Origin of the sequence: Streptomyces sp. (genome assembly GCF_036566765.1) — a bacterium.
Lineage (GTDB): Bacteria > Actinomycetota > Actinomycetes > Streptomycetales > Streptomycetaceae > Streptomyces.
Genome location: NZ_DATCVQ010000427.1, coordinates 12,916 through 37,356, shown reverse-complemented (window position 1 = coordinate 37,356; position 24,441 = coordinate 12,916). Strand labels below are relative to the sequence as shown.

Annotated in this window: 21 protein-coding genes and 1 pseudogene; 12 read left to right on the top strand and 10 right to left on the bottom strand. The window is 73.4% G+C overall.

Annotated features, from left to right (window positions below; genetic code table 11):
- Positions 1 to 206 (bottom strand): annotated as a pseudogene (locus VIU94_RS25485) (hypothetical protein); the annotation flags it as partial.
- A 333-nt stretch (positions 207 to 539) separates the two neighbouring features.
- Between VIU94_RS25485 and VIU94_RS25480 the strand changes: the two are divergent.
- From VIU94_RS25480 to VIU94_RS25470, 3 genes are read left to right on the top strand one after another with little or no spacing between them, the layout of a single operon-like run.
- Positions 540 to 755, top strand: coding sequence for a hypothetical protein (locus VIU94_RS25480; protein WP_331914498.1), 216 nt, complete (start codon positions 540 to 542; stop codon positions 753 to 755).
- A 5-nt stretch (positions 756 to 760) separates the two neighbouring features.
- The gene (locus VIU94_RS25475; protein WP_331914510.1) at positions 761 to 1,108 is read left to right on the top strand and encodes an ArsR/SmtB family transcription factor; all 348 of its coding nucleotides are present in this window, start codon (positions 761 to 763) and stop codon (positions 1,106 to 1,108) included.
- Positions 1,105 to 1,275 (top strand): DUF6126 family protein, encoded by a 171-nt coding sequence (locus tag VIU94_RS25470; RefSeq protein WP_414721012.1) that lies wholly within the window; start codon positions 1,105 to 1,107, stop codon positions 1,273 to 1,275. The genes VIU94_RS25475 and VIU94_RS25470 overlap by 4 nt, the downstream gene beginning before the upstream one ends.
- A 30-nt stretch (positions 1,276 to 1,305) precedes the next feature.
- Here VIU94_RS25470 and VIU94_RS25465 read toward each other — a convergent pair whose 3' ends face one another.
- Positions 1,306 to 1,689, bottom strand: a complete 384-nt coding sequence (locus VIU94_RS25465) for an STAS domain-containing protein (RefSeq protein ID WP_331914496.1) — start codon at positions 1,687 to 1,689, stop codon at positions 1,306 to 1,308.
- A gap of 288 nt (positions 1,690 to 1,977) precedes the next feature.
- On the opposite strand from VIU94_RS25465, the gene VIU94_RS25460 reads away from it, so the two are divergent.
- From VIU94_RS25460 to VIU94_RS25450, 3 genes are all read left to right on the top strand, one after another.
- Positions 1,978 to 4,071: a SpoIIE family protein phosphatase gene (locus VIU94_RS25460; protein ID WP_331914494.1), complete on the top strand. Its 2,094-nt coding sequence runs from the start codon at positions 1,978 to 1,980 to the stop codon at positions 4,069 to 4,071.
- A 2-nt stretch (positions 4,072 to 4,073) separates the two neighbouring features.
- Positions 4,074 to 6,818: a SpoIIE family protein phosphatase gene (locus tag VIU94_RS25455; protein ID WP_524540643.1), complete on the top strand. Its 2,745-nt coding sequence runs from the start codon at positions 4,074 to 4,076 to the stop codon at positions 6,816 to 6,818.
- A 104-nt stretch (positions 6,819 to 6,922) separates the two neighbouring features.
- A complete protein-coding gene (locus VIU94_RS25450) occupies positions 6,923 to 8,578 on the top strand; it encodes a GMC oxidoreductase (protein WP_331914490.1) in 1,656 nt (551 codons plus the stop codon).
- A gap of 7 nt (positions 8,579 to 8,585) precedes the next feature.
- Here the strand turns inward: VIU94_RS25450 and VIU94_RS25445 are convergent, their stop codons facing one another.
- Positions 8,586 to 9,065 (bottom strand): carboxymuconolactone decarboxylase family protein, encoded by a 480-nt coding sequence (locus tag VIU94_RS25445; RefSeq protein WP_331914488.1) that lies wholly within the window; start codon positions 9,063 to 9,065, stop codon positions 8,586 to 8,588.
- Positions 9,062 to 10,144 (bottom strand): NAD(P)H-dependent amine dehydrogenase family protein, encoded by a 1,083-nt coding sequence (locus VIU94_RS25440; protein WP_331914486.1) that lies wholly within the window; start codon positions 10,142 to 10,144, stop codon positions 9,062 to 9,064. The genes VIU94_RS25445 and VIU94_RS25440 overlap by 4 nt, the downstream gene beginning before the upstream one ends.
- A 221-nt stretch (positions 10,145 to 10,365) precedes the next feature.
- Between VIU94_RS25440 and VIU94_RS25435 the strand changes: the two genes are divergently transcribed.
- Positions 10,366 to 11,439: a hypothetical protein gene (locus VIU94_RS25435; RefSeq protein WP_331914484.1), complete on the top strand. Its 1,074-nt coding sequence runs from the start codon at positions 10,366 to 10,368 to the stop codon at positions 11,437 to 11,439.
- 33 nt (positions 11,440 to 11,472) lie between these two features.
- Here the strand turns inward: VIU94_RS25435 and VIU94_RS25430 are convergent, their stop codons facing one another.
- Together VIU94_RS25430 and VIU94_RS25425 are read right to left on the bottom strand one after the other, a co-directional pair.
- Positions 11,473 to 11,976: an SRPBCC family protein gene (locus tag VIU94_RS25430; protein WP_331914482.1), complete on the bottom strand. Its 504-nt coding sequence runs from the start codon at positions 11,974 to 11,976 to the stop codon at positions 11,473 to 11,475.
- Between the two features lie 76 nt (positions 11,977 to 12,052).
- On the bottom strand, positions 12,053 to 15,760 hold the full coding sequence (locus VIU94_RS25425) for an ATP-binding protein (protein WP_331914480.1): 3,708 nt from the start codon (positions 15,758 to 15,760) through the stop codon (positions 12,053 to 12,055).
- A gap of 115 nt (positions 15,761 to 15,875) precedes the next feature.
- Here VIU94_RS25425 and VIU94_RS25420 point away from each other — a divergent pair, with 115 nt between their 5' ends.
- The gene (locus VIU94_RS25420; RefSeq protein WP_331914478.1) at positions 15,876 to 16,337 is read left to right on the top strand and encodes a DUF4267 domain-containing protein; all 462 of its coding nucleotides are present in this window, start codon (positions 15,876 to 15,878) and stop codon (positions 16,335 to 16,337) included.
- Between the two features lie 4 nt (positions 16,338 to 16,341).
- Here the strand turns inward: VIU94_RS25420 and yidD are convergent, their stop codons facing one another.
- The 3 genes from yidD to VIU94_RS25405 all read right to left on the bottom strand — a co-directional run bounded on the left by yidD (position 16,342) and on the right by VIU94_RS25405 (position 19,643).
- Entirely contained in the window at positions 16,342 to 16,785 is a 444-nt protein-coding gene (yidD, locus tag VIU94_RS25415) for a membrane protein insertion efficiency factor YidD (protein ID WP_331914476.1), read from the bottom strand.
- A gap of 162 nt (positions 16,786 to 16,947) precedes the next feature.
- Complete coding sequence (locus tag VIU94_RS25410; RefSeq protein WP_331914506.1) at positions 16,948 to 18,507, bottom strand: M4 family metallopeptidase; 1,560 nt, start codon at positions 18,505 to 18,507, stop codon at positions 16,948 to 16,950.
- Positions 18,508 to 18,749: 242 nt separating this feature from the next.
- Positions 18,750 to 19,643 carry a hypothetical protein gene (locus tag VIU94_RS25405; protein WP_331914474.1) on the bottom strand — a complete coding sequence of 298 codons (894 nt, stop codon included), beginning with the start codon at positions 19,641 to 19,643 and terminating at the stop codon, positions 18,750 to 18,752.
- A gap of 135 nt (positions 19,644 to 19,778) precedes the next feature.
- Between VIU94_RS25405 and VIU94_RS25400 the strand changes: the two genes are divergently transcribed.
- Together VIU94_RS25400 and VIU94_RS25395 are read left to right on the top strand one after the other, a co-directional pair.
- Complete coding sequence (locus VIU94_RS25400) at positions 19,779 to 19,940, top strand: hypothetical protein (protein WP_331914472.1); 162 nt, start codon at positions 19,779 to 19,781, stop codon at positions 19,938 to 19,940.
- 15 nt (positions 19,941 to 19,955) lie between these two features.
- On the top strand, positions 19,956 to 20,951 hold the full coding sequence (locus VIU94_RS25395; RefSeq protein ID WP_331914470.1) for a GNAT family N-acetyltransferase: 996 nt from the start codon (positions 19,956 to 19,958) through the stop codon (positions 20,949 to 20,951).
- Positions 20,952 to 20,958: 7 nt separating this feature from the next.
- Here VIU94_RS25395 and VIU94_RS25390 read toward each other — a convergent pair whose 3' ends face one another.
- Positions 20,959 to 21,930: a MerR family transcriptional regulator gene (locus tag VIU94_RS25390; protein WP_331914468.1), complete on the bottom strand. Its 972-nt coding sequence runs from the start codon at positions 21,928 to 21,930 to the stop codon at positions 20,959 to 20,961.
- Positions 21,931 to 22,025: 95 nt separating this feature from the next.
- Between VIU94_RS25390 and VIU94_RS25385 the strand changes: the two genes are divergently transcribed.
- Positions 22,026 to 23,321: a VWA domain-containing protein gene (locus VIU94_RS25385; protein ID WP_331914466.1), complete on the top strand. Its 1,296-nt coding sequence runs from the start codon at positions 22,026 to 22,028 to the stop codon at positions 23,319 to 23,321.
- Positions 23,321 to 24,127, top strand: a complete 807-nt coding sequence (locus VIU94_RS25380; protein WP_331914464.1) for a hypothetical protein — start codon at positions 23,321 to 23,323, stop codon at positions 24,125 to 24,127. Before VIU94_RS25385 ends, VIU94_RS25380 begins: the two co-directional genes overlap by 1 nt.
- Positions 24,128 to 24,441 lie beyond the last annotated feature (314 nt).

Sequence of the window (24,441 nt, the reverse complement as noted above, 5' to 3'; positions counted from 1 at the left end):
ACGGCCGCCGCGAGCGCGCCGGGCGCGCCGGGGCGGGTGCCGCGCCAGCGGACGAGGACGATGCGCCGCCCCGGTACGCGGGCACGGCCGGCGCGTACGGTCGCGGCGAGCCGGCTCTTGCCGATGCCGACGGGGCCGGCCACCGTGACCACGCGATGCCGTTCCAGGAGCCGGCGCAGCGCGACCGTCTCCTTCTCCCTGCCCACGAGGCTGTGCGATTTCTCCCTGCCCACGAGGCTGTGCGATTCGTCCCTGCCCACCGGGCCGTGCGATGTCCTGGGCCCGTGCTCCGGTGTCCCCACGTCTGCCACTCCCCGTGCCGTTCCTCGCGTTGCCGATCGCTGACGCCGCAACTGCAGAACCGTCACTGCACGGCGTCTCGGCAACCCCAACGCCCCAATGACCCCGGGGGTGTCGTCGAGTCGCCCAGGTCCACCCGTGTCGCGGATTTCCCGAACGGCTGACCGAGGGGCGGCGCGGTCGGCCCCGCCCCCTAGAATTGAAGAGTTCTTCAATTCGTCAGGTGCAGGGAGGGTGACGTGAGCACGTTCGCCGAAGCGGTACTGGAGCGTGTCCGCACGGCACGCGCCCGGCTGGAGGCCGCGCAGGCCGCCGGGGACGCGTACGACGCGGCGATGGCCGAGGACGAGTTGGAAGACGCCCTGCGTCTGGCGCGCAAGCACGGCATCGACACGGACGGCACGGAGCGGTCGGGGGACGCGGGCGCGCCCGAGCAAGAGGTGGGCGAGGCGTGAAGGCACTGCCGGTTCCGCTGTACCAGGCCAAGGCGGAGTTCTTCCGCATGCTCGGACACCCGGTGCGCATCCGGGTCCTCGAACTGCTCCAGGACGGGCCCCTGCCCGTCCGCGAGCTGCTCGCGGCGATCGAGATCGAGCCGTCGAACCTCTCGCAGCAGTTGGCCGTCCTGCGCCGTTCGGGCATCGTGACGGCGACCCGCGAGAGTTCCACGGTGGTGTACGAGCTGGCCGGCGGGGACGTCGCCGAGCTGCTCGCCGCGGCCCGGCGGATCCTGTCCGACCTGCTCGCGGGGCAGCAGGAGCTGCTGGCCGAGCTGCGCACGCAAGACACCCGGAAGAGCCGATCATGAGCGAGGAACAGGGCATGGCGGAGCAGGAGGCCGAACCGCAGAAGGACGTGGAGCGGTGGAAGGAGCGCGGCGTGATGCTGCGCGTCTTCGTGTACGTCTTCGCCACGCACGCCTTCGCGGGGTTCGTGTGGCTGCTGTTCTACGTGGGGCAGAACGCCCAGAAGTAGCGTCCAGAAGCAGGTCGCTCCGGCCAGTCGTCACTCCGGCCAGTCGTCGCTGCGCCACTCCCGCTGCTCCTCGCCGCAGCCCCGATGCGCGGCCAGGGCGGTGGTGAGGTCGCAGTGGACGGTCATGGGCGGGCCGCCGGCGTCGGGGACGAGCGAGCCGTCGGCGGGGATCGCCGCGAGTTCGAGGGGCCGCCCCTCGGCGGCGAGCCGCCGGGCCGCCTCGCCGACCGCCAGCCGACCGCGGACCGACCAGCCGCGCAGCTCGGTCAGATCCAGGATCACCGGGCCGCTCCCCCGGGCCAGCGCCCAGCCGACGGCCCCGGTGAACTGGGCGACCGCGTCCGCGCCCAGGTGGCCGGCCAGGGAGAGCACCCCCAGTCCGGGGTGGGTGGTGTAGCGCCATCCGAGGGTCATCGCGTTGCCTCCGTCCGCTGGTCCGCACAGGTGACGTCGTCCCGACGCGTACCCCGCCGGCACGGGCGGGATCCTGCTCCGGGGCCGTCCCTGCCGCCGCGGATCACCGCGCCGCCGCCCGGCCCACGGTTCACTCGACCACGGTCACCGACGCGCTGCTCGGCGGTCTCCCTTTCGCGGACGCCGGGGACGGACCCCAGGGGCCGCCCGGCGGCCACGGGCTGCGCGGGTGCCCGGGGCAGGCGCAGCATGGAGGTAGTACAGGCGTCGGCGGGCGGAGGGAGTGACGTGACGGCCGAGTCCTTCCGGGCGACGGAGGAGGAGGGCTGGCCGGGCGTGCCGTCGGGGCCTCGGGGGCTGCTTGACGTTCTCGGGGTCGCGGCCGTGGTGCTGGACCTGAACGGGCGGATCGTCTTCTGGAGCCCGCAGGCCGACGAGCTGTTCGGCTACAGCGCCGCCGAGGCGCTGGGCCAGTCCGCCGCGCGGCTGCTGGTGGCCGAGGAGCATGTGGAGCGGGTGGTCCAGTTGTTCGCCCGGGTCCTGACCAGCGGCGAGAGCTGGGCCGGCGCCTTCCCCGTCCGGACCAAGAGCGGCGAGGAGCGGCTGGTGGAGTTCCGCAACATGCGGCTCCAGGACGATCTCGGCGACGTGTACGCGCTGGGCATCGCCGCCGACCACCGCACCGTCACCAAGGTCGAGAACGATCTCGCGCTGTCCGAGCAGCTGGTCGCCCAGTCGCCGGTGGGGATGGCGATGCTGGACACCGAACTGCGGTACGTGCTGGTCAACCCCGCGCTGGAGCGCATGAACGGGATTCCTGCCGACGAGCACATCGGCCGCCGGATCCACGACGTGCTGCCGAAGGTCGACAGCGCGACGCTGGAGGCCGTGCTGCGGCAGGTCCTGGAGAGCGGTGTCCCGGTCGTCGACCAGTACACGGTCGGCCGGACGGCCGCCCGCCCGGACGAGGAGCACACGTGGGCGGTGTCGTTCTACCGGCTGGAGGGAGCGAACGGGGAGATCCTCGGGGTGGCCGGCTCAGTCGTCGACGTGACCGAGCGACATCGGGCGTCCCTGGCGGCGGAGCGGAGCCGGCGGCGGCTGGCGCTGATCGCGGACGCCTCCGCCCGGGTGGGCACGACGCTGGAGGTGGACCGGACGGCGCGTGAGCTGGCCGATGTCACGGTTCCGGAGCTCGCCGACGTCGCGGCGGTGGACGTGCTGGACTCCGTGCTGTCGCTGCGTCGTCCCGGCGCTCCGGACCGCGGCCCCGAGCTGTTCCGGGCTCTGGCGGTGAAGGGCGAGGGGCGTTCGGAGGCCCTGGAAGCCGCGGACCCGACGGGCCGCCCCGCCATGTACGGCGCGGACCGCCTCGTCACGCAGTGCGTGCACACCGGGCTGCCGGTGCTGGTGTCGCACGTGGGGCCGGACGACCTGACGCGGATCGCGCGCAGCCCGGAGGCCGCCGAGTTGTTGCGGCGCGCGGGCGTGCATTCGTATCTCGCCGTGCCGCTGATCGCCCGCGGCGAGGTGCTCGGGGCGCTCGACCTCAAGCGGAGCGACAACCCGCTGCCGTTCGACGACGACGACGTGCTGCTGGCCGGCGAGCTGGCCGCGCGGGCGGCCGTCAGCATCGACAACGCCCGCTGGTACCAGAGCGTGCGCAACTCCGCCGTGACGCTGCAGCGCAGCCTGCTGCCCGGGCGGCCGGCGAACGCCGCCGGGCTCGAGGTCTCCGCCCGCTACATGCCCGCGCAGGCGTCCAGCGAGGTCGGCGGCGACTGGTACGACGTCATCCCGCTGTCCGGCGACAAGACCGCGCTGGTCGTGGGCGACGTGATGGGCAGCGGCATCGACGCCGCCGCGACCATGGGCCGGCTGCGGACCGCGACCTGCGCGTTCGCGGACCTGGACCTCGATCCGGCGGAGGTGCTGCGGCACCTGGACCGGATCACGGAGGGCCTGGAGCACTACATCGCGACCTGCCTGTACGCGGTCTACGATCCGCGGCTCGGCGAGTGCCTGGTGGCCAACGCGGGCCATCTGCCGCCCGTGCTCGTGCCCGCGGCGGGCGGCCCGGCGGTGCTCGTGGACCTGCCGACGGGGGTCCCGCTCGGGGTGGGCGGGGTCGCGTTCCAGACGACCCGGGTCCCGTTCGGCATCGGGGACCAGCTGGTGCTGTACACGGACGGCCTGGTCGAGACCCGGCACGATCCGCTCGACGAACGGATCGCCGCGCTGGTGGCGCTGCTCGACGACCCGCGCCGCCCGCTGGAGGAGACCTGCGACCTGCTGCTCGAGGCGATGCGACACCCGGAGGACCCGGACGACGTCGCCCTGCTGGTGGCCCGGAGCCGTCCGACCGGGGGTGGAGCCGCATGATCATGCGGGGAGAGCGGCCCAAGGGCCCCCGGCTGCTGCGCAGCGTCGCCGGTCAGGTGTTCGTGCTGACGGCGGTGATCGTGCTGCTGCTGAGCACGGCGGCGGTCGTGGCGCTGGTCCTGCAGGCGCGGTACGACAGTGAGCGCGACGCGCGGAACCGCAGCCTGGCCGCCGCCGAGACGCTCGCGCACGCCCCCGGCATAGAGGCGGCGCTGAAGTCCCCGAATCCGACGGCGGTGCTGCAGCCGCTCTCCGAGGCCTCACGGACGGCCTCGGGCCTGGACTTCATCACGGTGATGACGCCGGACGGGGTCCGCTACACCGACGCCCGTCCTGAGCTGATCGGCAAGCGCGCCACCGGGGACATCCAGCGCGCGGCCGGCGGCGAGTCGTTCACCGAGCTGTACAAGGGCGCGCCCGCGGACGGGGTGCGGGCCATCGTGCCCGTCCGGGACACCCACGGCGTGGTGATCGGGCTCGTCGGCACCGGGATCGAGCTGCAGAACATCTCCGACGTCGTGGAGGGCCAGCTGCCGTTGATCATCAGCGCCGGTGTGGGCACGCTGCTGCTGGCCATCGGCGGGGCGTTCCTGGTGAGCCGAAGACTCCGGCGGCAGACCCGCGGCCTGGCGCCGGACGAGTTGGCCCGGATCAACGAGCACCACGAGGCGGTGCTGCACGCGGTGCGCGAGGGCGTCCTCATCATCGGGCCGGACCGTCGCCTGATGCTCGCCAACGACGAGGCGCGCCGGCTGCTCGACCTGCCGCCGGACGCGGAGCAGCGGCATGTCACCGAGCTCGGCCTGGATCCGCGGACGGCGGCGCTGCTGGCCTCGGGGCGGCCCGCGACGGACGAGGTGCACCTGTCCGGCGACCGGATGCTCGCGGTGAACGTGCGCCCGACCCCGGGACTCAGCGGCCGCCAGACCGGCACGGTGATGACGCTGCGCGACTCGACGGAGCTGGCGGCGCTGTCCGGGCGGGCGGAGGTCGCGGGCCGCCGGCTGCATCTGCTGTACGAAGCGGGCGTGCGCGTCGGCACCACGCTGGACGTGGCGCGGACGGCGGAGGAGCTGGCGGAGGTGGCGGTGCCGCGCTTCGCGGACTTCGTCACGGTGGAGCTCCTGGATCCGGTGCTGCGCGGCGAGGAACCCTCGGGCGCGTACACGGAGATGCGGCGGGCGGCCCTGTCCGGGATCCGGGCGGAGAATCCGCTGCAGCCGGTGGGCGACGTGATCCGGTTCGTGGTGCCGACGACGCCGATGGCGGTGGCGCTCGACAGCGGGCGGGCGGTCCTGGTGGCGGATCTGCCCACGGCGGACGGCTGGCGCGCGCAGGATCCGGAGGGCGCGGCGCAGGCGCTCACGTACGGTCTTCACTCGCTGATCACCACGCCGCTGCAGGCCCGTGGTGTGGTCCTGGGCATGGCGAACTTCTGGCGGGCGGACGCACCGGAGCCGTACGGCGAGGAGGACCTGTCGTTCGCGGAGGAGCTGGCGGCCCGGGCGGCGGTCTCGATCGACAACGCCCGCCGGTTCACCCGAGAGCACACGATGGCGGTGGCGCTCCAGCGCAGCCTGCTGCCGCGGGCGCTGCCGGAGCAGAACGCGGTCTCGGTCGCCTCGCGGTATCTGCCGGCGGAGGCGGGCGTGGGCGGTGACTGGTTCGACGTGATCCCGCTGCCCGGCGCGCGGGTGGCGCTGGTCGTCGGGGACGTGGTGGGGCACGGCGTGCACGCGGCGGCGACGATGGGGCGGCTGCGCACCGCGGTGCTGAACTTCTCGACGCTCGACCTGCCGCCGGACGAGCTGCTCGGCCACCTCGACGAGCTGATCGACCGGATCGACCGGATCGACCAGGCCGTCGAGACGGACGAGGACGGCGAGCCCGGCGCCGGCTCTCGGGCCGGGATCACCGGCGCGACCTGCCTGTACGCGGTCTACGACCCGACCGACGGGCGCTGCACGATGGCGAGTGCGGGGCATCCGGGCCCGGCGCTGGTGCATCCGGACGGCCGGGTCGAGTTCCCCGAGGTGCCGGCGGGGCTGCCGCTGGGTGTGGGCATCGGCGGGGTGCCGTTCGAGTCGGTGGAGCTGTCGCTGCCGGAGGCGAGCCGGCTCGTGCTGTTCACGGACGGTCTCCTGGAGGACCGGGGCCGGGACTTCGAGACCGGTCTGCGGCTGCTGGAGGACGCCCTGGCGAGTCCGGCCCGCACGCCCGAGCAGACCTGCGCGGACGTGCTCGCGGCGCTGTTGCTGCCGTCGCCGAGCGACGACATCGCGCTGCTGGTCGCGGAGACCCGGCTGCTGGAGGCCGGGCGGATCGCGCGGTGGGACGTGCCGGCGGATCCGGCGGCCGTGGGACGGGTCCGCCAGGCGGCGTCGGCGCAGTTGGCCGCGTGGGGTCTTGACGCCATCGTGTTCACGACGGAACTGATCCTGAGCGAGCTGGTCACGAATGCGATCCGGTACGGCGGGGAGCCGATCCGGGTGCGGCTGCTGCGCGACCGGGGTCTGATCATCGAGGTCTCGGACAGCTCCAGCACCTCGCCGCACCTGCGGTACGCGGCGACGACCGACGAGGGCGGGCGCGGGCTGTTCCTGGTGGCGCAGCTCGCCGAGCGGTGGGGGACGCGGTACACGGAGCGCGGCAAGGTGATCTGGGCCGAGATGGAGCTGGGCGGCGGGAACGGGGGGCCGGAGGGGCCGGTGCCGGATCTGGACGCGCTGGAGAGCCTGGCCTGGTGACGACCGCCAGGATTCCGCCATAAGTTACCGGGCGGTTTGTCGTGACTTCGCATGCTCACGCCAGTAGAACAAGCTCCCATTCGGTCGAGCGTGAGGAAGGTCACATGCGTGACTCCACCTTGCACAACGAGCAATCTCAGGGCGTCTCACGACGAAAAATCATCACTGGAACAGGTTCTATTCTCGGCGCGGCAGCGCTGACCGGTCCCCTCGTCCCGACGACCGCACAAGCCGCGCAGGCCGGCCAAGCCGCGGCCCCGGCGCTCGCGTCCGGCGACCGCGTCCCCGTACTGGTGATCGGCACCGGGTACGGCGGCTCCGTCGCCGCGCTGCGCCTCGCGCGGGCCGGCGTCGACGTCCACATGGTCGAGATGGGCATGGCCTGGGACACCCCCGGTTCGGACGGGAACATCTTCGCCAACACGACCCGTCCCGACCACCGGTCCTTCTGGCTGCGCACCCGCACGAAACAGCCGCTCAGCCAGTTCCTCGGCTTCCCCCTCGACAAGGACATCCCCTGCTACACCGGGATCCTGGACGCCGAGGAGTTCGCCGGCATCACCGTCTACCAGGGCCGCGGCGTCGGCGGCGGCTCACTCGTCAACGGCGGCATGGCGGTCACGCCGCGGCGCGAGAACTTCGCGGCGATCCTCCCGTCCGTGAACGCCGACGAGATGTACGGCGTCTACTACCCGCGCGCCAACGCCGGTCTCGGCGTCTGGGCCGTCGACCCCGCGTGGTGGGAGAGCGCGGACTGCTACCAGTACGCCCGCGTGGGCCGCAAGCACGCCCAGCGGTCCGGCTTCCCGTTCGTCTTCGTGCCCAACGTGTACGACTGGGAGTACATGAAGCAGGAGGCGGCCGGCGCCGTGCCGCGCTCGGCGCTGGCGGGCGAAGTCCTGTACGGCAACAACCACGGCAAGAAGACGCTCCAGAAGACCTACCTGGCCCAGGCCCGCGCCACCGGCCGGGTCACGATCTCACCGCTGCACAAGGTCACCACGGTCACCCCGGCGGCCGGCGGCGGGTACACCGTCCTGATCGACCAGCTCGACACCGGCGGGGGCGTCACGGCGACCAAGACGGTGACCGCGGACCGGGTCTTCTTCGCCGCGGGCAGCGTCGGCACCAGCAAGCTGCTGACCCGCCTGAAGGCCACCGGCGCGCTGCCGGGGCTCAACGACGAGATCGGCAAGGGCTGGGGCGACAACGGCAACGTGATGTGCGGCCGCGCCAACCACATGTGGGACCCGACCGGCAAGCTCCAGTCGTCCATGCCCACCGCCGGCATCGACAACTGGGCCGCCGGCGGCGCGTTCGCCGAGGTCGCGCCCCTGCCGACGGGGATCGAGACCTACGCCTCGTTCTACCTGTCGATCACCAAGAACCCGAGCCGCGCGCAGTTCTCCTGGAACGCGGCGGCGAACCGCGTGGAGCTGAGCTGGCAGACCGCGTGGAAGCAGACGTCCATCGACGCGGCCAAGACCATCTTCGACAAGATCAACGCGAAGGAGGGCACGATCTACCGCACCGACCTGTTCGGCGCGTACAAGATCTGGGGCGACCACCTGACATACCACCCGCTCGGCGGCGCGGTGCTGAACCGGGCCACCGACAACTACGGTCGGCTGCACGGCCATCCGGGCCTGTACGTGATCGACGGCGCGCTGATCCCCGGCAACACCAGCGTGAACCCGTTCGTGACCATCACGGCCCTCGCTGAACGGAACATCGAGCACATCGTCGCCGCCGATCTGTGACAGGCGGTCAATGCCCGGGCAGTACGCACACGGTGTCGAGGCCGAGGACGTGGTTGAGCCGGCCGAACGCCAGCCAGGAACCGATGCTCATGGTCAGCTCCACGATCTCGGTCTGGCTGTACTGCCCGGTCATCCGGGCCCAGAACTCCTCGTCGAGAGCGTGGTGGTCGAGCGCGTACCGCTCGGCGTACTCGGCGGCGAGCCGGGTCCGCTGGTCGAAGGCGTCGGTCGTGCGCCAGTCCGTCACCGCCTCGGCGAACTCCTCCTCGACCTTCTCCCCGTCCCGTTCGGTGCGCCAGTCCAGGCAGAACGCGCAACCGTTGATCTGCGCGATGCGCAGCCGGGCGGCCTCGAACTCGCGCAGCCCCAGGGTGGTGTGCTCGTAGACGGAGAGCGAGAAGTTCGACGCGGCCAGGCCGATGCCGGGGACCATCTCGCCCCAGACGTACAGGATGGGGTCCTTGCCCTCGGGGATGTCGATGTTCATGACTGCTGCTTCCTTCCCAGTGTGCCGACGGCGGGGCGGAGCGGGACGTCCAGGGCGTCGTACAGCCCGGGCGGGGCGTCGGCGAGCCAGTCCAGCGCGCCGACCAGCCGGCCGACGGCGGTGGCATTGCCGCCCGCGGAGCGGTTCGCGCCCTCGTCGACGGCCTCGACGGTCACCTCGATGCGCGGCCGGCCCTCGATGATCACGCGATGCGCCCCGTCCCCGTTGGGCGGCGCGGGCCAGTCGGGGGCGCAGGACGGGTGGATGCGGGTGATGTGCTCGATGACGATGCGGGGCTCGCCCGCGACGACGCCCTGCACCTCGAAGCGGACCGCGCCCTGCGTGCCGGCCTCGAACGTGCCCATGGTGCGAGTGGTCACCGTGGTGTCCAGCGGGCGGCGCAGCAGCGTCTCGCGGATCTCGTCGAGCTCGACGCCGAGCGCGCGGGCCATCAGCCGGATCTGCCCGCCCCAGACCATGGTCGGCACGGAGGGCAGGAGCATCGGGGGCTCGTACTCCATGGGGTGCCCCATGCCGATGAGATCGCGGACGGACTCCTCCTGCTCGTACGTGGAGTAGTCGAAGATCTCCTGGCAGCGGATCGCGTCGACGGTCGTGCCGAGCCCGCTGATCAGCAGCGGCAGCACGTCGTTGCCCCAGCCGGGGTCGACGCCCGAGACGAACAGCGATCCGCCGCCCTCCGCGACAGCCGCCTCGACCGGGTCCCGCCACTCCGCCGGGGCGCTGCGGGGGTCGTACAGCGGGTACAGCGCGGGCGTCACGACCACCGCGCCGTGCCGGATCGCCCGTACGACGTCGGCCAGGGCCTCGTCGGGCCGCAGGTCGCCGGAGGCGGCGTAGACCACGGCGCGCGGCCGGCCGGCCAGCACGGCGGCCACGTCGTCGGTGGCCTCGACGCCCAGTTTGCCGTCGAGACCGGCGAGTTCGGCCGCGTCCCGGCCCACCTTGGCGCGGCTGTGCACCAGTACGGCATCGAGCCGGAGCGCCGGATGGGCCGCGACGGCCCGGATCGCGGCGCGGCCGACATTGCCCGTTCCCCACACCACCGTGGAAATCATGCGCGGAGGGTAGCGGCGGAGGGCGGAGGTTCCCAGAGTCGTGCGGCGGAGAATTCGGGGGGGCGTGGGGGTGCGGTGTACGGGCGCGGCGTGCCCGGGATTCGGATCATTCACACCAAGAGGTGTGTATAGGGTGTCGAAGCAGATTCGTTTCCCTTCCTCGATCTTCCTCGATCTTCCTCGATCTTCCTCGATCTTCCTCGCTTCCTGGAGAGTCATCGGTGACCGTCGCGCTCGACCCGTCCGAGACCACCGCAGTCCCGTCCCCGTCCGAAGAGTGGGTGGAGCCGGCCGCTCGGCCCGTGCCCGAGGTCATCGTGCGCGACGCCCGGGAGTTCGGGATCTACGCCCGGACCGGCGGCTGGGCGTTCGCGCTCAAGGTGGCGCGCAGCGTGCGGCCGGGCGGGCAGTCCGCCGCGGACTCCCCCAAGGTCTCGGCGAAGGCGTTCGGCGAGCTGGCCGGCTGCTCGGCCGAGCGCGTGATGCGCTACTACAAGGCCTGGGACACGGCCGCCGACGACGGTCTGGTGCCGCAGTTCGAGGCGCTGACGCCCGGCGAGGACGTCGAGCTCCCGGACGCCGACGTCTGGCTGTCGTACTACGCCTCCCGCTCCAGCGCCTCGTCCGTGCGCGGCCATGCGATCACGGCCGCCGCCGAGGCGGAGGGCATCCGGCCGACGAAGGCCCTTGAGGTCGCGGAGAACCCGACGGCCCTGCGGGCGGCGATCCTCGCCGACCCGGGCACCGCCGAGGCCGCCCGCACGGCCCTCCTCGACCGGATGAAGGAGGACTCGGCGCTGCAGACCGAGATGGCCCGCGCCATCGCTCGCACCGACGTCCTGAAGAAGGCGGTGGCGGAGGAGAACAAGGCGGCGGACCGGATCGGGTACGTCCGCCAGATCGTCGAGAACGGCCAGATCCGCACGCCCGCCGGGCAGACGGTGGACGCCCCCGCGGAGTTGCGCGCGGAGGCGGAGCGGCACCTGTCGCTGATCGACGAGCTCGACGACTCGGAGCAGGCCGGCGAGTGGGCCGGTGAGGCGTACCAGGCGGTCAAGGGTCTGGTCGTGCGGGCCGTCGAGGAGGACCCCGAACTCCGGGTCCAGGAGCGGCGGACGAAGTTCTACAGCAGCCTGCAGAAGGCCACGAAGGTCTTCGAGGAGCTGACGTTCGACGACGCGGCGGAAGTCGACGCGATCTACGAGGACGACATGGTCCAGCGTCTGGAGGCGCTGCAGCAGGCCATCGCGACCTGCATCACCGCGCTGCGCAAGTCGTCGCCCGCGACGGAGTGAGGGCCGCTCTTGCTCCTCGGCTCGGCCCGGGGCTCAGCTCCGGGCCTCGGCAGCCACGGCGGACTCGGCGCTCCGCGCGATGCGGGCGAGGGTGGTGCGCATCCCGGCCCGGTTGAGCGCGATCCGGCGGGCCGGGTTCGACCCGGCGAAGACCGTCCCGAGGGCGTCGGCGACCTTGGCGGCGCCGCCGCCGATCCGCAGGTCCTGCCAGAACTCGGTGACCCGGGTCCCGGTGCCCTCCGGCTCGAAGCGGTAGCCCCAGCGGGCGATCGGCAGCCCGAAGACGCCGACGTCGAAGGTGAATTCACGGTCCTGGCGGGCCTGCGTCACCCGTCCGACCGTAAACCAGAGGAACGGCCCGCGCCGGTTGAACCCGACGAACCGCATCCCGGCCTTGGCCGGCGGCCGCGCCACCCAGACGGACCGGCACTCGGGGCTCCATCGCCCCATGTTCCGCAGATCCGACACGAGCCGGTAGACGGTCTCCGGCGGCGCGTCCACGACGGTGCTCTCCTCCAGGCTCCACTGCCGCTCCATAGCCCGACTCCCCTTCTCGCCATGCCTCCGTACGAACTTACCGGCAAGTAGGGTATCGGCGGAAGGGCGCTGGGCGTCAGGCTTCGCGGTCGACCTTCGGCGTCCCGCCGCGCCAAAGCGCCTCGATCTCCGCGGCGCGCCGCGCGTGCGTGGCGGCCTCGTCCGTGCGGCCGAGGAGTCGGGCGAGGTCGGCGAGGGTGCGGGCGACGGGCGGGATCGCCACGCTGAAGCCGGCGGAGGGCGGCGCCGCGTCCCGGTACGGGAGGAGTGCGGCGTACAGCTCTTCGGCGCGGGGCCGGTCGGCGAGCGCGACGACCGTCGCGGCGCGGAAGGTCGCGAAGACCTTGAAGAAGTAGTCCGGGCGCAGCGGGGCGGCCCGCTCCAGGAGCGCGCGGGCCTCATCGAGCTCCCCCGCCGCGCACAGCGCGGCCGCGAGCACGTCGGCCGTCATCGGCCCGTACGCGTCGGCGAGCCGCCGGGCCTGCGGCAGGAAGTCGCCGAGCCGTCCCTGGGTGAAGCGGACGGTGGCCACGGCGACCTGATGGAAGCCCTCAGCGTGCGGGGAGCCCTGACGAGCCATCAGGTCTGTGGCCTCGGCGTAGCGCCGCTCGGCATCGGCCCAGCGCCCCTCGACCGCGGCGCGCGTGGCCCGGGCGGTCTCGCCGACCACGAGCGGTCCGGGCATCCGGTACGCACGGGCGAGATCCGCAGCGGCGTCGAGCCGGCGGTACGCGCCCTCGACGTCGCCCTCGACGGCCGCCACCGTCGCCTGGACGAACGAGCCGTACCAGCGGAAGGCCGGCAGGTCGTGGGCGGCGGCCAGTTCGACGAGCTGCGCGGAGTGCTCCGCGAGCGCGCGGGGGTCCCGTTCCGCATCGCTCTCGCGCACGAGCGCCGCGAGCGCGCGCGCCCGCAGGCCGACGTCGTCGGCCAGGTCCAGCGCCTCGGCGGCCGCCGCCCGGACGTCCGGGTCGCTCAGGTCGGAGCGCTCGGCGCAGAGCGCCAGGAGCAGCCCGCAGCGGTCGGCGGGGGCGAGCCCGGGGAAGGCCAGGGCGCGGCGGAGCAGCGCGACGAGGGGTTCGTCGACGACCCCGTACGGCCGCGTCTGCCACGGGGTCGGCTCGGACCAGGCGGTGAGCGCCCGCACGAGCAGGTCCTCCCGCCCGGTGCCGGCGGCGTGCTCGATCGCCTGCTGTTGGGTGGCGCGGGCCGCCATGACGGCCCCTGCGCGCACTTGCGCACGGAGCAGGCGACCGAGGAGGGCGATGCGTTCGGCGTCTCGATCGGCGGCAGCGGTGGCGTAGCCGGGTGTCGCCGCAGCGGTCGGGGCGGGCGCGACGGACCTGTCGGGCCCGACGGACGGGTCCGGCGCGGGGATCCGGTCGAGTACGGCAGACCGAGCGAGCTCAGGGACCCCGTCGACCGCAGCGGACCCGTCGAGCACGGGGATGCGGTCGGACGCGGGGATGCGGTCGAAGCAGTCGCGGGCGGTGGTGAGGAGTTCGGCCGCCGTGTCGTGGGCGTAGCGCGCTTCGGCGAGTTCGGCGGCGCGCAGACAGTAGTGCACGGCCTTGGCGGCGGTCGCGGATCCGGCGGCGCGCGCGAAGTGGTGGGCGAGCGCGGACACGTCGCCGGGCGTCAGCTTCTCCAGGCTCGCCGCGATCCTGCCGTGCAGCCGGGCGGCGCGCAGTCCGCTCAGGTCGGCGAGGAGGGTGTCCCGTACCAGCGCGTGGGCGAACCGCACCTGTTCCGGAGCGGGTTCGGTCAGCAGCCCGGCGAGAATGCCCGCTTCGAGGGCGGCGAGCACGTCGTCCTCGTCGGAGTCGCCGGAGGCGACGAGCAGGTCGACGGAGGTCTCGCGGCCGGCGACTGCGGCCAGCCGCAGCACGGACACCGCGCTCTCGGGCAGTCGGGCGAGTCGGCGACGCAATACGTCCCGTACGCCTTCGGGGACCTCGGAGAGCGCGACGAGCGCGCCCTCGCCGGCCAGCAGGCGGGCGGTCTCGCGGACGTAGAAGGGGTTGCCGCCGGTGCGCTCGGTGAGCGCGGCGACAGTCTCGGCGTCGACGGACGGCACCCCGGCCGCCTCGACGACCGCGGCGACGGCGGCCTCCGGCAGTCCGGGCAGCGGCAGCCGGAGCGGCGCGTGCCGGGCGAGCACGGCGAGCCGGTCGGCGAGCCTGCCGTCGGTCTCGTGCGGCCGGTGGGCGGTGACGAGGAGCAGCCGGGAGCCCGGGGGCAGGTCGGCGAACCCGCCGAGGACCGCGAGGGTCTCGGCGTCGGCCCAGTGCAGGTCGTCGAGGAGTACGGCGAGGGGGCGCGCGCGGGCGGCCTCGGCGAGCCACTGCCAGATCTCGCGGTGGAGCCGGAACCGCCCGGCATCCACGTCCCGTTCCGCTTCCCCGGTACGGGCGTCGTCGGCGAGGAGCGGGGCGAGGATCCGGGCCGTCGCGGGCGAGGGCGGCACGGCGGCGGCGACGGTACGGAGCATCTCGACCCACGGCCACGCGGGCGGCGCGCCCTCGGCGTCGGTGGCCCGCCCGACGGCGACCAGCCATCCGTCCGCCTCCAGCCGAGCGGCGAGCCGCTCCAACAGCGCGGACTTCCCAAGCCCGGCCTCGCCGGTCACGAGCGCGACAGCGGGCCCAGCGACGGCCGCGCGCCGAGCGACCTCGAGGAGCAGCCCCAACTCCACGTCACGGCCTACGAAGAGGGGGTCGGGGGTGGGAGTGGCTGAAAGGGCAAGGGCGGCGGGGGCAAGGACCGAGGCAGGGCCGGCGGCCGCGGCAAAGCCGCCGACCGGGGCAAGAGGGGCTGCCGGCGGAGGGGTCCGGGTGTCGGCCGGGCGTGGCGTCTGCCGCGCCACGGGCTGTTCGGCCGGCCGTGCCTGCGGTCCTACGCCGGGCTGCTCCTCCGGCTCGCCCGCAAGCCGTTCCTCCGCCCCTCGCGCGAGTCGCTCCTGCGGCCCCACCACGAACCGTTCCTCCAGCCCCTCCGCGCGGCGTTCCCCCCGCCCTTCCGCAACGCGGGTCGCCGCGCGGAGGAGTTCCGTGCGGCCGGCAAGGATCGCCGCTTCCAGGTCGGTCAGGGCCGGGCCCGGGTCAAGGCCGACTTCCTCCGCGAGGTAGGCGCGCGCCGCGCGCAGGGTGGTCAGGGCGTCGGCCTGGCGGCCTCCTGCCCAGAGGGCGAGGGCGTGCAGGCGCCAGGCCTCCTCGCGCAACGGCTCGTCGCGGGTGAGGAGTTCGGCGTCCGGTACGGCCGCGGCGACGTCCCCCGTGCGCAGCGCGGCCGCGACGTGGGACTCGCGGGCTACGAGGCGCAGTTCGTGGAGGCGGGCGATTTCGGGGGCGGCCCAGGTCTCGTCGGCGAACTCCGCGTAGGCGGGGCCCTGCCACAGGGCGAGCGCCTCGGCGAGCGAGTGGAGTGCGGCGTCCGGGGCGACGGCGCCCGCGCGGGCGTCGTGCAGCAGGCGCTCGAACCGCCGGGCGTCGACCGCGTCGTCGGGGAGCCGCAGGGCGTAGCCGGGCGGGGCGCTGACGAGCAGGGTGGCGGGGGTGCGCGGGGCGCGGTCGGGTTCGAGGAGGCGGCGGAGGTTGGACACGTACGCCTGGAGGGACGTCAACGCCCGTGCGGGCGGCGCTCCTTGCCAGATCTCCTCGATCATCCGGTCGACGGAGACGACCCGGCCGCCCTCCGCCGCGAGCAGCGCGAGGACGGCGCGCTGCCGCCGGCCGCCGAGCGGGATGGGAACGCCGTCCCGGTCGGCCCCGAAGGGACCGAGCACACGTATGCACACCTTCACGCGCCACAAGGGTACGGCGGTGGCTTCCAAGTCGTCTCCAAGTCGCGCCGAGTGATCGCCAAGTGGGTTCCAGGAGGGCCGGGCCAGTCTTCTTCCCATGAACTCGACTCTTCGCCACGAGACCTTCTCCGCCCCGACCGCCGCCCGACGTGAGAGCGGTGCCGTCGTGAAGCGCGTCACCACCTGGCTGGCCGCGCTCGGCGGCGCCTTCATCCTGTACATCGGCCTCAGCTACCTGATCGCGCCGGAGTCCGTCGTCAGCGGGTTCGGCGTGCCGACCTGGCCCGTGGACGAGGGCACGGCCTTCTTCGCGATCAAGGGCGTACGCGACGTCGCGAGCGGCCTGGTGATCTTCGCGCTCCTGCTGACCGGTCAGCGCAAGGGCCTGGGCTGGGCGATGCTGGCGCTCGCCTTCGTGCCGGCCGGCGACATGACGATCGTGCTGAGCAACGGCGGCCCGGCGGCAGCGGCGTTCGGCATCCACGGCCTGACCGCCGCGCTGGTCGCCCTCACCGCCGGCCTGCTGCTGCGCGAGCGTCCCGCCGGGTCGCGCTCCTGAGCGGCTACTCCGGGACGGGGTCCCGGAACCCTCGCCGGCGGGCCGCACCCGGCCGGCAGCGCAGCAGGCGCGCGACGACCAGTCGCGCGCCTCGGCGCGCGCCGTGCCGGTGCAGGGCCTGCACGGCGTACGTGGAACAGGTGGGCGTGTAGGGGCAGCACGCCGGCAGCGCCGGGCTCACCTCGGTGCGGTAGTGCCGCACGGCGCCGTAGAGCGCCCCCGCCACCCGCCCTGCGGGCCGCGGCGCCGCCGGGTCGGCGTCGTGCCGCGCGGTCGCCCGGGCCGGCCGCACCAGCGCCGTGAACAGCGCGGTCAGCGCGAAGATCGAACAGCAGGGGCCGCTCGCCGCGCAACTGTCCATCACCCCGGCGCAGCACCCCTCCTCGCCGCTCTCGCTCCGCTTCCTCTTCCGCCCCGCATACCTGCGTCGCCCCTGCTGACCCGCCATCTCCGACTCCTCCCCGTCGGCCCGGATCATACGTGGCGGCCAGGATCCTCCCCCGGCACGCGGTGGGGCAGGGCAGAGGGCCGGGCGGCCGTCCGGGACCCGGGCATGAGGCAGGGCCGCGCTCGCTCCAGCGCGGCCCTGCCGGTTCAGCGGACCCACGGGTTACTTCACGTTGATGGCCTTCCAGGCCGTCGCGACCGCCGTGTACTCCGCGCTGGTCGCGCCGTACAGGTCGCTCGCCGCCTGGAGGGTCGCCGTGCGGGCGCCCTTGTAGTCGGTGGACGAGGTCATGTACGTGGAGAGGGCCTTGTACCAGATCTTGTACGCCTTGACCCGGCCGATGCCCGTGACGGTGGAGCCGTCGAAGGTCGGGGAGTCGTAGCTGACGCCGTTGATCGTCTTGGCGCCGCTGCCCTCGGAGAGCAGGTAGAAGAAGTGGTTGGCCGGGCCCGACGAGTGGTGGACGTCGAGGCGGCCGACGTTGCGGTCCCAGTAGTCGGCGGAGCTGCCGTCGCGGCTGGGCTTGTCCATGTACCGCAGCGGGGTGCCGTTGCCGCGGATGTCGATCTTCTCGCCGATCAGGTAGTCGCCGGCGTCCGAGGTGTTCGCCGCGAAGAACTCCACCGAGGTGCCGAGGATGTCGGAGGTGGCCTCGTTCAGGCCGCCCGACTCGCGGCTGTAGCGCAGCCCGGCGGTGGCGGCGGTCAGGCCGTGGGTCATCTCGTGGCCGGCCACGTCGAGGGAGGTGAGCGGCTTGGCGTTGCCCGCACCGTCGCCGTACGTCATGCAGAAGCACTGGTCGGACCAGAAGGCGTTGACGTACGCGTTGCCGTAGTGGACCCGCGAGTACGCGGCCGCGCCGTCGCCGCGGATGCCGTTGCGGCCGAGCTCGTTCTTGTAGAAGTCCCAGGTGACGGCCGCGCCGTAGTGGGCGTCGACACCGGCGGTCTGACGGTTCGTGGGCGTGCCGTCGCCCCAGACGTCGTCGGCGTCCGTGAAGAGAGTGCCGGTGCCGTTGGTGCCGCCGTTGAGGTCGTACGTCTTGTGGCCGCCGCGCACGGTGTCGGTCAGCGTGAACGAGGGGGCGGTGTCGAGGGTGACGGCGCCGCTGTACTGGCTGGTGCCGGAGCCCGTCTCGATGGCCTCGTACGCGTGCAGCTGCTTGCCGGTGGCGGCGTCCGTGATGACGTGCCGCTCGCTCGGGGTGCCGTCGGCCTGGACGCCCGTGACGACGGTCTCCCAGGCGAGGACGGGCTTGCCGGTGGCGGCCCAGATCACCTTGCGGGCGGAGGTCGCGGCGGCGTTCTTCTCCTCGGACGCGGCGACCGCGGACTTCTTCGCCGTGGCGGCCGGCACCGCGGCCTGGGTGCCGGCGACGGATATACGGGCACCGGTCGCCTTGGTGGTGGAGCGGGCGCCGTTCTTCTTCTGGTGCACGACGAGGTCGCCGCCGAGGACGGGCAGGCCCTCGTACGTGCGCTCGTAGCGCGTGTGGACGGTGCCGTCGGCGTCCTTGACGACGTCCCGGGCGACGAGGGCCTCCTGCTCGGAGAGACCGATCGCGCGCGCGGTCGCGGCGGCGCCGGCCTGCGCGCCCTTGAGCGCGGCGGTGCGCTCGGGGGCGGACAGGGCCACGGCGGTGGCCGCTGCCTCACGGTTCGCCGCGGTGGCGCCGGTGGTGCCGGCGGTGGCCGATCCGCTCTGGATGCCGACGACGACCATGGCGGCCGAGGCGATCAGGGCGGCGGCGCGTGCGGTTCGCGCACGCTTCGGGGCGGCGGTGGGGATCTGCTGCGAGGACTGCTGGCGGGTCAACGCGGGCTCCTTCGCTGAATGTGTGGGGGATGGGTCAGCGGCAGGAGCGTGCCACCTATCGACCTTGTTTGACAGGTCTGCAACAAGAATTTGACCATGACTTGTCCGTTGGGTGGCCAACAGTGTCCGATATACGGGGCGTTGGGGGCCTACAGGGCGGTGCGCGCCTCGCCCGCGTCGCCCCCGTCGTTCACGTTCCAGACGGCCGGCAGGTCCGCGCCGCACACGGCGCACACGAAGAAGTCGTCCCGCACGACATTGCGCTCCCGGCAGGACACGCAGCGCCGGAACACGATCGGGTGCGTGAAGTCGTCCGGCCGGTCGCGCCGCTCGAACCCCGCCCGGTCCAGGGCCTCGCCGACGGCCTGCCAGGAGTACAGGTCAGGGCAGTAGCCCGTGGACAGGTTGCTCACCTCCGTGACCGCCCAGCGCCCGCCGCCCGATCCCGTACGACCGAAGGCCATCTCCCCCGCCGCGAGGACGGACGCCCCACCGGCGCACGCCACATGCTCACTGCGGCGCGGGGCCAGGCGCAGCAGCCCGTCCGTGCCGACCACGTACGTGAACGGCTCGTCCCACTCTCCCGGCGCGCGCCCCGCGGCCCAGGCCTCGAAGTCTGCGGCCGAGGCGACGGCGCACCCCCGGCCGCCGGGCCCGGTCCCGTCCGCCAGGTCGGCGGGCCCGGTGTACGGGTACGTGCGGACCAGCGGCGTACCGATCCGCGCCGGCCAGTCGGGGCGGAAGCGGGTGACGAAGTCGTCGAAGTCCTCGCTCAGGAAGGCCGGGTCGGCGGGCTTCAGGCGGAGCTGTTTGCGCGCGTCCGCCGCCCACACCTCGAACTCCGTGATCGTTCCCACGGCCGGCCAGCGTCGCGCGTCGGTCCGGGGCAGGAGGACAACGTCCACGAAGCCGCCGACGGCGAGTCCCACGTCGACGAAGATCCCGATCGCGCCCGGATTCGGGACGCGCACCACCGTGCCGGTCAGCGGCTGCCCGTGGCGCAGCCCGCGCCGGATCCGGAGCCACTGGGCGTCGGTGATCACGGCAGGCAGTATGGCCCGACAACCCTTCTCCGTCGCAAGCCAGTTCAGGGGCTGTCTGTGCGGACCCGTAGACTCGCGGTCCTCCGGACCGGCCGGCAAGGGCCGGTCGCCCTCCCCAGGAAGTGCGCTCACACCATGAACACGCTCGAATCCAGTGCTCCGATCTACTACCGCCTCGTCAAGGAGCGGGGGGACGTGCCCGCCGAGGTGCGCCGGACCGCCGAACAGATCCATGCGGACCTCGGCCGTGTGTTCACCCTTCCGCCACTGGGCCGGCCGGCGGACATACACCGCTGATCGCGAGGAGACATGATGACCGACCCCGTCCACCCGTCGTACCCGCTCCGCACGGAGCGGCTGGCGCTGCGTCCGGTGCGCGTCAACGATCTCGACGCCATCCACGCGCACCGCTCGCTGCCCGAGGTCGCGCGGTATCTCCCGCACGAGCCGCACACGCGGGACATGACCGCCGACACGCTCGAGCGCGTGATCGCCGGGGCGGCGCTGACCGAGCCCGGGAACTGGCTCGACCTCGCCGTCGAGGACGCGTCGGGGCGGGTCGTCGGCGAGGTGCTGCTCAAGCGTGACGCCCAGCCGCTGACCGGAGAGATCGGCTTCGCGTTCCACCCGGACGTGCACGGGACGGGCATCGCGACGGAGGCGGTCGCCGCGGGGCTCGACCTCGCGTTCGGCAGTTTCGGATGGCACCGGGTGATCGGGATCTGCGATGTGCAGAACACCCCTTCGGCCGCGCTGATGCGGCGCATCGGGATGCGGCTGGAGGGGGTGTGGCGCAAGGACTGCTTCGAGAAGGAGCGCTGGAACAACTCCCAGCAGTTCGCGGTGCTCGCCTCGGAGTGGCGCGCGACCCCGCCGCCGTCGGCGGGCGAGCGGGCGGTCGACGAGGCCACCCGCGCGTTCTTCGCGGCCTTCACGCGCCTGGCGGGCGAGCCGGTGGACCTGGACGCGGCACGGCGGGTCCTCGCGAAGGGGGCGGTGATCGAGCGGGTCGCCGAGGACGGGACGGTGGACCGGACGGACGTGGACGGCTTCCTCGCGCCTCGCGTGGCGCTGCTGAACGGCCCGTCGCTGACGGAGTTCCGCGAGGTGGAGGCCGGGTCGACGACGATCGTCGCCGGGGCGCGGGCGGTGCGGACCTCGCGGTACTTCAAGTACGGGGTACGGGACGGCGAGCCGTTCTCCGCGTGGGGGCGGAAGGTGCTGCAGTTCGGCACGACGGCGGCCGGCGACTGGCTCATCGAGTCGCTGACGTGGACGGACGAGCCGGAGCCGACGGCGAGCGCGTAGGGCCCTCTCAGGCGGCCGCGCGGGCCCGCAGGGCCGCGACGGCCCAGCCGAGGGCCGGGGCAGGGCTCTCGGGCGCGGGCCAGCCGTTGACGACGGCCAGCAGGCACAGGTACCGCTCCCTGCGCGGGTCCGCAGCGCGTTCGAGGCGGGCGAGCAGGGCGGGGTACGGGTCGGTGGCAGGCTCGTACGCCGGGGTCGCGAGGTCGCGGACGTCGCACGGATCCGTGGCAGCCCCGTACCCCGCGGTGATCCGCGCGACGACCGGCTCCGCCTCCGCCGAATCCGGTGCGATCCCCGCGGCCAGTGCCCGGCCCGCGAGGTCCCGGACCGTGACGACGAGGTCGGGGCGGGGCGGGCTGAGCGGGGTCGCGGACCGGTCGGCGGCGTGATCCTCCGCCAGGGCGCGCAGGACGGCCCGGAAGTCGGGATCCTCGGCGAGTTCGGCGAGTTCGAGCCAGGCCTCGATCTGGTCCTCGCGCGGATCGTCGGGCAGTTCGGGCGTCATCGAGCGGCGGGCGGCTGCCAGTTCGGGAGCGGTGGCCGGCGGCGGGAAGACGGTGTCGATGAAGTCGGCGACGTGTCGGCGTCGTTCGTCCGCGGTGAGCGTGGCGAGTCGGTGCATGAGTTCTGTCTCCTCTTGAGTGGAGCCGCGCCGGGCGACCGCCGTCAACACCGCGCGCCGCAGCCGCAACGTCCGGATCTGCGCCTCCAGCGCGGCGGCGTGGGCCGCGGCGACCTCGGACAGCGTGGCCCTCCGCTCCACGACCTCGCGGATCGTGGGCAGATCGATGCCGAGCTCGCGCAGGGTCCGGACGAGTTCGAGCCGCGCGACGTCGCCGGCCCGGTACCGGCGGTAGCCGCCCGGGCTGCGGTCGACGGGCGGCACGATCCCGAGGTCGGAGTAGTGCCGAACCGTCTTGACGGTGACCCCGGCATGCCGCGCCAGTTCGCCGATGGAAAGGTAAGCATTCCGGTTCATGCCCCCACCTTCCCGTCTCCCCCTACGGGAGACTCAACCCGCTCCCGTCTCAACCCCGTTTTGGATTGTCGGACGATCATCAATACGATCCGGCGATGATCACGAAAAGACGGTGGGCGGCCAGGGTGTGCATCCTGCTCGCTGCCATGGGCGCCGGGCTGGTCCCGGTGGGTGCGGTCGCGGGCGAGCCGGTCGCGAAGGAAGCCCCCAAGGTGGAGTTGGTGCTGGACGTCAGCGGGTCCATGCGGGCCCGCGACATCGACGGGCAGTCGCGCATGGCCGCGGCGAAGCAGGCGTTCAACGAGGTCCTGGACGCCGTGCCGGACGAGGTGCGGCTCGGCATCCGCACGCTGGGCGCGGACTACTCCGGCGACGACCGTAAGCGCGGTTGCAAGGACACCCGGCAGCTCTACCCGGTCGGTCCGCTGGACCGGACCGAGGCCAAGACCGCCGTCGCCACGCTGGCGCCCACCGGCTGGACGCCGATCGGCCCCGCGCTGCTCGGCGCGGCGGAGGACCTCAAGGGCGGTGACGCGACCCGCCGGATCGTGCTCATCACCGACGGCGAGGACACCTGCGCCCCGCTCGACCCGTGCGAGGTCGCCCGCGACATCGCCGCGAAGGGCATCCACCTGGTCATCGACACGCTCGGTCTCGTGCCCGACGCGAAGACCCGGCAGCAGCTGACCTGCATCGCCGAGGCGACCGGCGGCACGTACACCAGCGTGGAGCACACCGACGAGCTGTCCGGCCGGGTCCGGCAGTTGGTGGACCGGGCGGCCGACCCGGTCGTGACGCCGGTGGAGACCCGGGGCGGCCGGCAGTGCGCCGACGCCCCTCAGCTCAAGGCGGGCCTGTACAGCGACCGCGCGTCCTTCGGCCAGCACCGCTGGTACCGGGTCGACGTGCTGCCCGGTCAGGAGCTGCGCGCCTCGTTGACCGTCTCCGCGGACCGCGCCGTGAACAACGACTACGGCGTGATGCTGCGCGCCCTGACCTCCCGGGGCCGGGAGATCGTGCGTGGCTCGGAGGCCGGTCACGGCCGGACCGACGTGATCTCGACGGGCCTGCGCTACCCCAAGGCCCCGGTCGACGGCATCGACTTCGACCCGGACGAGGACGACGCGGAGGCCAAGCCGGCCGCCGAGACGGTCTGCCTGGAGGTCTCCAACTCCTTCGCCGCCCCGCCGTCCGTGAAGACGACGCCCGGCATGCCGGTCGAGCTGACCGTCGACCTGGTCGACGCGCCGGACGAGGCGTCCGACGTGGCCTCGTTCGGGCTCGGCCGGGGCTGGTGGCTGCTCGGCGTGCTCGCGCTCGCCGGTCTGCTCGCCGGCCTGGTGTGGGGCTGGATCTCGCGCTGGCGGATCGCCGTCTGGAGGACGAACTGATGCGTACCGTACGTCCCGTACGTCTTCTGACCGCCGCGCTCCTCGCGGGCGCCGGTCTCCTCGCCACGGCCGCTCCGGCGGCCCTGGCGGACACTCCGACCCCGTCGCCCGACGCGAGCGCCTCCGGCGAGAGCGCGGGCCCCACGGAGGCCGGCACTGCCTTCCGTACCGCCGCCGCGTTCGAGCAGGGTCAGCGGGCCACCGCCGAGGCGTCCACCGGTGACTACCTGTACTGGGTGTTCCCGGCCGACGCCGGCCAGCGGACCACGGTCAAGGCCACGGTCAAGCTGCCCGAGTCCGCCGCCCGGAGCGGCGCGTCGACCTGGCAGATCGACGTCTACGACGGGCTGCGCCGCCGCCAGCCCTGCATGTACGGCATGCAGAAGCGGACGGCGGCGAAGGACGTCGCCGCGGTGGAGCTGGCGTGCACCCTGCGCCCGGTCCGTTCCTGGGCCGACACCTGGGCGAACGACCCGCTGCCGGGCAGCTACTACGTGCGCCTGGCCGTCACCGCCCTGCCCGAGCAGGACCTCGGCCAGCCGATCTCGACGCAGGTCGAGGCCGTCTCGGCCGACGCGGGCGGCGCGTACGCGGTCGACGGCGCGCTCGCCGCCCCGCTGGGGCCCGCCGGCAAGGCGGCCCGTGAGGAGGAGCGGGCGCTGGCGTCGGGCTGGTCGGCGGGCTGGTGGTCCGACCGCTGGATCTGGACCGCCGCGGGCGGGCTGCTCGGCGCGCTCGCGGGCATCGCGGGGTACACGCTCACGCGCGGCCGCGGCCGCCCGTCCCACGTGCCGCCGACGGTCTGACGACCCGACAGCGGTCCGCCTTCGAAAACCGGGCCCGGGGCGGCGCACACGGCGAAAGCCGCGCGCGCCGCCCCGGGCCCTTCGCGTTCCGGGTTCAGCGGCCTTCTGGTTCAGCGGCCTTCGGGTTCAGCGGATTCCGGCCAAAGGATTGACGCGTGCGCCGTACGCGAGAACGTCACAGAAAAATCGTCTCCCCGACACACAGCGACCCCCTCCCCCGTGCCACCCTCCTGGCTGGCACATGTCAACACGCGTAGATCGCGGCGCTCTTGAGCCGGGCGCCACGGTCTGCTCGCTCCGCCCCCGAGAGAGGG

What these genes read in the sequence shown, in the direction of transcription:
- VIU94_RS25455 (WP_524540643.1), top strand. Translation starts at nt 4,074, where the DNA reads ATGCGGGGAGAGCGGCCCAAGGGCCCCCGGCTGCTGCGCAGCGTCGCC.
- VIU94_RS25385 (WP_331914466.1), top strand. Translation starts at nt 22,026, where the DNA reads ATGATCACGAAAAGACGGTGGGCGGCCAGGGTGTGCATCCTGCTCGCT.
- VIU94_RS25445 (WP_331914488.1), bottom strand. Translation starts at nt 9,065, where the DNA reads ATGAACATCGACATCCCCGAGGGCAAGGACCCCATCCTGTACGTCTGG.
- VIU94_RS25470 (WP_414721012.1), top strand. Translation starts at nt 1,105, where the DNA reads ATGAGCGAGGAACAGGGCATGGCGGAGCAGGAGGCCGAACCGCAGAAG.
- VIU94_RS25430 (WP_331914482.1), bottom strand. Translation starts at nt 11,976, where the DNA reads ATGGAGCGGCAGTGGAGCCTGGAGGAGAGCACCGTCGTGGACGCGCCG.
- VIU94_RS25395 (WP_331914470.1), top strand. Translation starts at nt 19,956, where the DNA reads ATGACCGACCCCGTCCACCCGTCGTACCCGCTCCGCACGGAGCGGCTG.
- VIU94_RS25380 (WP_331914464.1), top strand. Translation starts at nt 23,321, where the DNA reads ATGCGTACCGTACGTCCCGTACGTCTTCTGACCGCCGCGCTCCTCGCG.
- VIU94_RS25465 (WP_331914496.1), bottom strand. Translation starts at nt 1,689, where the DNA reads ATGACCCTCGGATGGCGCTACACCACCCACCCCGGACTGGGGGTGCTC.
- VIU94_RS25420 (WP_331914478.1), top strand. Translation starts at nt 15,876, where the DNA reads ATGAACTCGACTCTTCGCCACGAGACCTTCTCCGCCCCGACCGCCGCC.
- VIU94_RS25450 (WP_331914490.1), top strand. Translation starts at nt 6,923, where the DNA reads ATGCGTGACTCCACCTTGCACAACGAGCAATCTCAGGGCGTCTCACGA.
- VIU94_RS25390 (WP_331914468.1), bottom strand. Translation starts at nt 21,930, where the DNA reads ATGAACCGGAATGCTTACCTTTCCATCGGCGAACTGGCGCGGCATGCC.
- VIU94_RS25440 (WP_331914486.1), bottom strand. Translation starts at nt 10,144, where the DNA reads ATGATTTCCACGGTGGTGTGGGGAACGGGCAATGTCGGCCGCGCCGCG.
- yidD (WP_331914476.1), bottom strand. Translation starts at nt 16,785, where the DNA reads ATGGCGGGTCAGCAGGGGCGACGCAGGTATGCGGGGCGGAAGAGGAAG.
- VIU94_RS25410 (WP_331914506.1), bottom strand. Translation starts at nt 18,507, where the DNA reads ATGGTCGTCGTCGGCATCCAGAGCGGATCGGCCACCGCCGGCACCACC.
- VIU94_RS25400 (WP_331914472.1), top strand. Translation starts at nt 19,779, where the DNA reads ATGAACACGCTCGAATCCAGTGCTCCGATCTACTACCGCCTCGTCAAG.